This is a genomic window from uncultured Jannaschia sp. (assembly GCF_947494025.1).
Taxonomy (GTDB): Bacteria; Pseudomonadota; Alphaproteobacteria; order Rhodobacterales; family Rhodobacteraceae; genus Jannaschia.
On sequence record NZ_CANLTQ010000010.1, the window covers coordinates 102,168 to 110,152 of the forward strand.

Sequence of the window (7,985 nt, forward strand, 5' to 3'; positions counted from 1 at the left end):
GAACCTTATGCCCGACGAAGCCGTCGAACCGGAACATTCCGACCGACCGTCTCGATCGCGCGCCTGACCCACGCGTCCACGGGCCGGTAAAGAAGCCATAGAAGCGTCCCCCCGGTGACGGCTACGACCACCGCGACGAGGGGCGGCAGGGTCCCCGTGATCTTCTCGAGCAGGCCGCGGATCTGGAAGTGCGTCAGATAAATCATCAGCGAGGCGTTGGCGACGTGCCGCAGGACGGGTGTCAGCACGCGGGGCACGCTCACCGCGGGGAGGAGCGCAATCGCCAGCACCGCCACGACGACGAACCGGATCTCGGGTCCTGAAAAGGCGATCCAGCCCAGCAGGAACACCCCTGCCGTGCCGAGACGCGCCGGAAGGCCGCGTGCGAAATGCATCGCCGCGCCGCACAGGAACATCCACATCAGCAGGTGCGGCAGCCGCCGGAACAAATGGTCGGTGTCCCAGATCCGGTCGCTCGCGACCATGATCCCGACCGCTGCCACCGCTGCCCCGAGCGTCAGAAGGAAGGGACGCGCGGCCAGCGCCGCACGGCACCGCGCCGAGAAGAGCGGCAGCGACAGAAGCGTCAGGCCCTGCACGTAGGCGTCGATGAACCAGGCATCCCCCGCGATGTCGGGCCGGATCCAGTTCCCCAGAAGCGTGTAGGCGAGCGGATCGCCGTATCCCGTCCCGGCCCAGATCGCGAGGCCGACGAGCCAGGTCAGCACCACGATCCGCAAGAGCAGGGTAAAGATCGCGCCGACATCGCCGGTCCGCTCGACCGCCGGGATCGTGAACATCGCGAAGTTCAGCCCGGCAACGAAGAAGAGGGCGAAGGCCCCCGTGCCGCCGTAGTCGAAGAGGCCGAAATGGCCGATCACGACAAGGCAGATGGCGAGCGCGCGGATCAGGGTGGGCGTGTCGAGGCTCGCGAAGGGCGAGGGGGCCTTCGCCTCCAACGCGCCCGCCGGCACCTCCTGCCAGTTCTCCGGCAGCCCGCCCAGAATACGCTCCAGATCGAGCGCGACGGCCAGATAGGTGAGGCTGTCCCCGCCCAGGTCGACGAAGCGCGTCCGGTCCGTCACCGTCCGGCCGGGGAAGTTCGCGCGGAACACCTCGAGCGCGGTGCGGGGCTTCGCATGCGCGGACGGAGTCGACGGAGTGCCCGCCTCCGTCGGCTCGGCTTCCATGTCCCGGCGAAGCGCCGCGCGCCGGATCTTGCCGGACCCGGTCCGGGGCAGGGCGTCCACCTCGCAAAGCCGGAACGCGTCGCCCGCCGTGACGCCGCGCAGGGCCAGCGCCGCGACGATCACGGGCCGCGCGACCTCCGGCGCTTCGATCGTCCCGCGCTCGATCGCGACGAGGGGCAAATGGCCGCGCATCGGATCGGGCACGCCGACCACGGCGAAGCGGCCCTCGAGCGCCGGCAGGGCGGCGGCGATGTCGCGTTCCAGCCCCTCGGCGCTCAGCTTGATGCCGCCGAGGTTGATCTGGTCGTCGAGCCGGCCGCGGTAATGGAGATGACCGCCTTCGATGGCGCCCGCATCCTGGGTCACGAACCAGCCCTCGTCGTCCGTGAGCGGATGCAGCCTACCTTCCGGGTCGAGCCGGCCGAGCGCGACGTGCTCCCCCCGCAGACAGATCCGGCCCGTCGCGTCGATCCGGACCTCGACCGGGCCATCCACCGCGCCAACGGAATCGAGCGCGTCCGGATCGGTTTCGGAGATGTCGAGAAAGGTGGAGCGCGACGCCTCGGTCAGCCCGTAATGCTGCACGATCCGGGCCCGGGGGAAGAGGTCGCGCATCGCGGACTTCTCCGCGCCGGTCATGAACTGGCTGCCGATCTCGATCCAGCGGACCCGGTCGGCCACCGGCGCGAAGAGATCGGCGGCACGCAGGATCACCCGGGCAAGACTCGGCACGACCGAGACGGCGTTCACCTCGCCCGCTGCCAGCAGATGGCGCAGCTCGATCGGATCGAAGGCCGCGGGGATGTAACTCCGCCCGCCCGCGGCCGCGACCGCCCGGACCCGTCCCAGCCCGAAGGAATAGGCCACCGGGACGCCCACGTATTCGCGAATCTCGGGCGTGACGCGCATCGCCGCGTTGAGGCGCTCCACCGTACTGTCGAGGTTCCGGCGGCTCAGCACGATGGCCTTGGGCAGGCCTTCGGTCCCCGACGAAAAGACGATCTGCGCCGGTTCGTCTGAATGCGATAGGGCGAGGGGCCGGTCGAACCATGCTCCGCTCGCGGCCGGGACGTCGACTTCGACCGCCTTTGTCAATACGGGATGCGTCGCCACGTCGGGTCGCACGACGGCGAAAAGGCGGCTCGCCTCGAGATGGTCGAAGACCGCGCCAAGGAACGCGACGTCGTTGCGGGCAGGCAGGGCATGGACGGGAGCAGAAAGTCGCTTCATGGGAAGAACGTCCACTTCGACGGCTGAGGAATGCCTCGCGTGGATGGTCGACGACGTTTAAAGCCCGGTTCGCGCCTGGAACGATAATCTCAAGCAAGCTATTTAAATGTAAGGAAATGCTTCTGTAGGCAGCATCTACAATTGTGCCGGTGCATCGGAAGGTCGTGAAGCGACAACCTTTCCTTCGGCGCTCCTATTCGGCTTACGCCGGGCAAGCTTGCATCCCGGGATTGATGCGTGGAGACGCTTCCTTAGCAAAGCGCCTCGTATTCGCCGAAGCACTCTCGATCCTTCCCGAACTGGTCCGGTCACGTGATAGCTCGCCTCAGAACCTTCGTCTCCAGCGACAGCATCCGTGACCGTGCTCTAAAGGGAACCGCGATCTCCGTTGTGACGGTCGGGGCTGGCCATGTCCTGCGCTTCGCCTCGAACCTCGTCCTGACGCGCCTGCTGTTTCCCGAAGCCTTCGGGCTGATGGCCCTCGTGCAGGTCGTCCTGTCGGGAATGACGCTGATGTCGGATATCGGGTTGCGCATTTCGGTCATGCAGAACCCGCGCGGCGACGACGAGGACTTTCTTAACACCGTCTGGACGATGCAGGTCCTGCGCGGCGTCCTTCTCTGGCTGATAACCTGTGCCCTGGCTTTCCCCATGGCAGAGGTCTACGACCAGCCCCTTCTGATGAGCATCTTGCCGGTCGCTGGTCTCTCTCTTCTCGTCAAGGGATTTCACACGACTAACGTGCTGACCGCACAGCGGCACATGCGGATTGCCCGCTATTCCTGGATGACCCTCATCGCGCAGGGGGCCCAGATTGCGGCCATGGCGATCCTAGCCTACATCTTGCAATCGGTCTGGGCGCTCGCGATCGGAACGATCTTCCATGCCGTCGTCATGCTCTTCCTCTACCAGAGATACGTGCCCGGGATCCGGAACCGGTTTCGCTATGACCCGGCCAACATGCGGGAGATTTTCTCCTTCGGAAAATTCCTCTTCATCAGCACGCTTGCGACCTTCGCCATCTCCCAAAGCGACCGGGCCATCCTGGGCTTGGCCATCCCGATCGACCTTCTGGGCATCTACGGGATCGCTTTCACGCTCGCGACGCTGCCCTCGACCCTGTCGAGCTCCGTAGTCGGCTCGATCGTCTTTCCGCTCTACCGGATGCGCCACCCATCCGAGAATCCGGTGAACCGGGCGAACCTGTTCCGGGCCCGGCGCCTCGTCGTAGGCGGGACCCTTGCGCTCAACGTCTCCATGGCAATGATCGCTCCGTGGTTCGTCTCCCTGATCTACGACGACCGCTACGTCCTGGCCGGTCCGATTGCGGTGATCCTTTGCATGGCAAACGTGCCACTTGTTGTGTTCAGCGGTGTCATGCACGCGGTTCTCGCCAAGGGAGATTCCTTCCGCGTCATGATCATGAACGTCACGAATGCGGTGCTCCAGACAGGGTTCATGTACGTCTTCGTCATGTCGACCGGGATTGTCGGAGCGGCGCTTGCTATCGGTCTGACCCAACTCCTGACCTATCCGCTTCTGGCCATGTTTCTACGGCGCTATGGAAGCTGGGACATTCGAGGCGATCTGGTCCTCATGTCCGGAGGACTCACGGCAACCGGGCTGGCCTGTGCATGGCATTGGGACAAGATTCAGCAGCTGCTCTAGGCCTATCTACGGCGTTGTTGCACGAAGGCTGCCCGGGATTCACATCGCGAGTCCCGCGGCATAGTTGGGTGGCATGTCCAAGCCCGCGCCCATCCGCTACCGCACTCTGAACTGGTCTGCCTACAACGCCGCGCTGCGTGATCGCGGATCGCTGAAGGTCTGGTTCGACCCGTCGACGCCGTGGCATGCGGCGCCTTCGGGCAAGCGCGGCGCGGAGCCAGTCTATAGCGGTGAGGAGGATCAGGAAACGGCCCGGGGGACCGTTTCCCCGACGAGCGCGATCCAAGCGTGCCTGACAGCTGACGGTGAAGGTCCTATTCGGCCTGCCGCTGCGGCAGACGACCGGCTTCGTGGCAAGCCTGCTGCGGCTCGTGGGCCTCGATTGGCCGGTTCTAGTTTTCTCGACGCTCTGCCGACGCCAGAAGGCGCTGGCCATGCAGCTGTGTAATTTCAAGCTTGGTTGCGACACGTCTTTGATCCTTCACGTGATCCGTTTCATTTCGGCGGCGAAGGCTTCCGCCGGGGTCGCGTAGCCGAGGCATTTGCGTGGCGTACCGTTGAGCCGCGCGCAGAGCTTCGTGAGCGCGTTCTCGGTCAGGTCCGCGACCGGCGTCTCCGAGGGCAACCAACGCCGCACGCGGCCGTTCGCGTTCCCGACCGCACCTTTCTGATGCGGCGCCTGCGGGTCGTCCGAGCCAGACGTCGATCCCGGTGGCCTTCGTCAGCTTGGGCCAGGCCAGAAATTCGAGTCCTCGGTCGAACGTGACCGAGCGGCGGGCCGGCGCTGGCAGGGGACCGAGCAGTCCGGCCAGTCGGCCCAGGACCCGGCGCGACCGCCGATCTGCGTTGCGATACAGCGCCACGTAGCGCGTCTTTCTCTCCATCACCGTCGCGACGTTGGCGTTTCCATGGCTGCGCTGGAAGATCATCAGATCGTTCGGCGCGCTTACGCGGCCCCGCCGGGGCCACGGTCACGCCTCACCCCAATGGCCGAACTCTTGGCGTCCAGCCACGGCTTCAGACCGCCGATGGATCGAGCGGTTCTCCGGGAACACCGCCGCACGTGGCTTGCGACCCAGGCGGACGCGCCGTTTCTTGCGCCGGTACGGCAGAAAGCGCGCAAGCCGCCGTTCCCGGCCTTCGTCCGAGTAGACGCAAGCGTAAATCGTCTCGTGGCAGACGTACACGCCGCTGCCGTCGCGCCGGAGCCGACCGGCGATCTGCTCCGACTCCAACCAGCCCGCAGCCGGTCGATGATCGAAGCGAGAAGCAGCGGCTCCCTTGCGAGCTTCCGCCGCCGATATCTGCGTCGCGCCGCCATCGTCTGCGCCACCGAGCTGTAGTCGCCATCGAGATACAGGTTCTCTTCGTCGGTGAACCTGTTCCGCTTGAGCTCACGATAGATCGTCGAGCGGTGACGTCCGATGTTCCGCGCGATCTCCGCCACGGCTACGCGCGCGTTCATCATTCGCTCAATATGCCGTCGTTCCTCGATCCCGAGCTCCACATGCGCCATCGTGCTTCCTCCCAATCCGTCAGAAGGATCGGAGACATGTCGCAAGCCAGAATAGAATCGGCCCGGCAACAAAACGTGCGCTTGCAAGTATTATTATGTAATTATCACTTGCGACAACCCGCTTGTATTGTGCGGAAATCCGCCGAGTATTCTAAATACTGAACAGTTCTTCTGGAACGCGGGCCATCCTAAGCCGGCCGTTGATCGGCGCGTCGTCGCCAATCCATTGGAATATCCGAAACGGAAACTACGCGGCGATCGCAATGACGGTTGTAGTTCCGACCTGTATGTTATGCATTGAATCTATGACGAAATTGACCGGCTTTCCAAGAATTACATAATTTTCAAGATAATCAGTTCCAGATGTCAATCCGGTATATCGGCTAATTTTCCAATTGCTCTGCGAGAACCCGCATCTGCGGGGGCGGGCGTCCGCTGATCTGCCCGGGGGTACGGTTGTTTCCCGACAAAAACCTAAGCAAACCGTCCCGATCGAAAATACCTGTATCGAGACAAGATGATAGAGCCGGATGTCCCTACGTCAAATGCCGTTTCTTGTCTTAACCGATTGGAAACCATGCTGTCCGAAACCACTGACGCGATAACGGCTCCGATCAACCTGACCAGTCACTGATCTGGTCGCTTAACTCCATCTTAACCCAGAATCACAACCACAGGTTGCATCACTGGAACGCCAAGCGGGCGCTCGACCTCGCTTGCACGCATATCGAAGAGGATAGAAACTTGGCCAAACCCCGCGTGATCATCACGACCGACATCGGTGGCGACGACAAGGACGACGCCCAATCGTTCATCCACGCCCTGCTCTACGCCGACGAGGTGGATTACCGCGGATTCGTCTCCACGATGACGGATGATCGCAGCGGCAATCCCGACTATCACTTCAACCGGATCATCGACGCCTATGGGCGGGATCTGCCGAAGCTGCGCGAGACCGGCGACTACCCTTCCACTTCCGAATTGCGCGGCCTCATCCACAAGGGTTCGGTCAACCCGGACTTTCCCGGCTCGCTGTCGAGCGGCGCGCGTCACATCATCGACGAGGCCCGCGCGGCTTCTCCGAACGATCCGGTCTACCTGCTCGCCTGGGGCCCGGTCCACGACATCGCCGCGGCGCTGAAGGCCGCGCCCGACATCGTCGACAACGTCCGCGTCTACAGCATCTACGGACTGGGACAGGATCGCGTGAATCCCGAAGCCTATCAGTGGATGAAGGACGCGGTCGGCAATGACGGCCGCTACTCCGATCTCTTCTGGATCAATGCCGAAGAGAGCTTCCGCGGCATGTATGCCGGTTCCTCCGGACAGAACGATCCCGGCCGGAACCTGAACTGGGTCAAGGACAACGTCGACGGCCACGGCGCGCTCGGCGATCTGTTCCACGACGTCTATTCCTATGACCTCTATGGCAACGGCGGCTCGGCGAAGGGACTGAAGATGGGGGACACCCCGTCGCTTCTCTACGTCCTCGACGAAATCAACAACGACAATCCCGGCGCCCGCAGCTGGGGCGGATCCTTCGCGAAGAACGGCTGGGGCGACAACACCTGGGACGACCGCGACGGCTCGGGCGACCGGCTCGGCAGCTACGACGGCGCCCGAACCGTTTACGAGCAACGCGGCGAAGTCTGGGGTGATTTTGCCGATCGGCTCGACCGTGCTAGGGACGGCTCCGGACGAAAAGACAACGATTCTGTTGACTTAGGGGAAAGCGACGCGGGGGGCGCGTCAGAAAGTTCGGGGGATGAAATGATCAGGACGGGTAGGACGCAGGCCGAGGATTTCGACCTCGCGGGCGGCTACGTCTACGAGGACCGCAGCGCGAGCGCGGGCGGCGCCAACATCAAGGTCAATGGCAGCGGCACCGCCCAGGCGACCTTTGACGGCGCTTCGGGCCGCTACGAGATCGACGCGGGCTGGCTCAACGAGAATGACGGCCGGGCGAGCTTCGCGCTCCGGGTCGACGGCGAGACCGTGAAGAGCTGGGACGGCGCGGGCGGCAGCAACGGCGAGGAGGTCGCCTCGGTGAGTGTCGACCTCGAGCGCGGCGACACGATCGAGCTCGTCGGCCGCAGCGACGCCGGCGAATACGCCCGCTTCGACTGGATCGAGATCGCAAAGGCCGACAGCGGCTCCGCGCCCGACGCGTCGAACGACGACGCGCCCTCGGCCCCTTCCGCACCCTCGGCGCCTTCCGCACCCGCGGCACCGTCCGCGCCCTCGGGCACGACGATCGGCGTGCAACGGATGCAGGCCGAGGATTTCGACCTCGCGGGCGGCTACGTCTACGAGGACCGCAGCGCGAGCGCGGGCGGCGCCAACATCAAGGTCAATGGCAGCGGCACCGCCCAGGCGACCTT

The 7,985-nt window shown here is 64.2% G+C and carries 5 protein-coding genes and 1 pseudogene; 3 read left to right on the forward strand and 3 right to left on the reverse strand.

The genetic code is table 11. From position 1 onward, the window contains the following. Positions 1–5 precede the first annotated feature (5 nt). Entirely contained in the window at positions 6–2,420 is a 2,415-nt protein-coding gene (locus Q1B08_RS13160; RefSeq protein ID WP_299819519.1) for an AMP-binding protein, read from the reverse strand. 312 nt (positions 2,421–2,732) lie between these two features. Between Q1B08_RS13160 and Q1B08_RS13165 the strand changes: the two genes are divergently transcribed. Next, a complete protein-coding gene (locus Q1B08_RS13165; RefSeq protein ID WP_299819522.1) occupies positions 2,733–4,088 on the forward strand; it encodes an oligosaccharide flippase family protein in 1,356 nt (451 codons plus the stop codon). Between the two features lie 73 nt (positions 4,089–4,161). Further along, positions 4,162–4,531, forward strand: a pseudogene (locus tag Q1B08_RS13170) (transposase); the annotation flags it as partial. Between the two features lie 38 nt (positions 4,532–4,569). On the opposite strand, the gene Q1B08_RS13175 reads toward Q1B08_RS13170, so the two are convergent. Together Q1B08_RS13175 and Q1B08_RS13180 are read right to left on the reverse strand one after the other, a co-directional pair. Continuing rightward, on the reverse strand, positions 4,570–4,725 hold the full coding sequence (locus Q1B08_RS13175) for a hypothetical protein (RefSeq protein WP_299819567.1): 156 nt from the start codon (positions 4,723–4,725) through the stop codon (positions 4,570–4,572). A gap of 309 nt (positions 4,726–5,034) precedes the next feature. Beyond that, complete coding sequence (locus Q1B08_RS13180) at positions 5,035–5,604, reverse strand: helix-turn-helix domain-containing protein (protein ID WP_299819525.1); 570 nt, start codon at positions 5,602–5,604, stop codon at positions 5,035–5,037. Between the two features lie 744 nt (positions 5,605–6,348). On the opposite strand from Q1B08_RS13180, the gene Q1B08_RS13185 reads away from it, so the two are divergent. Beyond that, positions 6,349–7,985, forward strand: a 1,637-nt coding sequence (locus Q1B08_RS13185; protein WP_299819528.1) for a nucleoside hydrolase-like domain-containing protein, incomplete at its 3' end; no start/stop codon positions are given.